Genomic DNA, 841 nt, shown 5'->3' on the forward strand with positions numbered 1-841 from the left:
CCCCCAAGCCGCTGGCGGCGGACTTCCTCCCCGAGCCGCCCCCCCTCTCCGAGCGGGAGGTGGTGCAGATCATGGGGGCCGCCCTGGCCCGCGAGGCGCCGAAGGTGGCCGAGCTGCTCTCGGCCGGGGTCGAGGTGACGGTGGTGGTCAACCGGGGCGACCCCGAGGCCCTGCGCGCCGATCTCGAGCGGGCCCTGCTGCGCTATATCCGCCTCGGGGAACCCACTCCAGAGATCATTGCCACCGGAGTGCGGATATGCACTCCCGAGGAGATGGCCGCCGAAATAGCCCTCCACCACCTCGAGGCCTGGGCCAAGGAAGCCGACCCCCCGCAGGCGGTGGGGGTCTTCGACCTGGGCGGCCCGCTGCCGCTGGCGCTGCACTTCAGCGACCCCCGCCCCGTGGTCTGGGGACGTCCGAAGGAAACATAACGAAGAGATCTGGGCTGCTATAGAACGCGCTCAATACATCAGAAGAGCGGGACTGAACCAGATGCGCAAGAACCCTGCAGCGATACCGGGCTGAAACCGTAAACCACCCCACGCCGTGGCGGGGCGTGGGAGTGTCAACAAAGAGACCCACCTGGCCCCCGAGGCCCCCACGAAGAGCGGCGGGAGCCGGGAGCTCGAACTCTGAGGCCCCCGGTTCCACCCCGGCGGGCCGGGTATCCTGTTTTCGGACATCACCCCCCTGCCGCAGAAAGGAGAACCCATGCAGGAGAAGCTCAAGCTCAACCCCTGGCCCAAGAACGCCCCACCCCCCGGCGTGGACTTCCCCCTGGCCTTCCGGCTGGCCGAGGTCCTGCCCCCCGAAGCCCTGGCCCTGCGCCACCCGGCCATCC

The 841-nt window shown here is 69.4% G+C and carries 1 pseudogene; it reads left to right on the forward strand.

The features are described 5' to 3' along the window. A pseudogene (locus Mrose_RS19140) lies at positions 1-431 on the forward strand (hypothetical protein); the annotation flags it as partial. Positions 432-841 lie beyond the last annotated feature (410 nt).

This window comes from Calidithermus roseus, from assembly GCF_003574095.1.
GTDB classification, from domain to species: Bacteria; Deinococcota; Deinococci; order Deinococcales; family Thermaceae; genus Calidithermus; species Calidithermus roseus.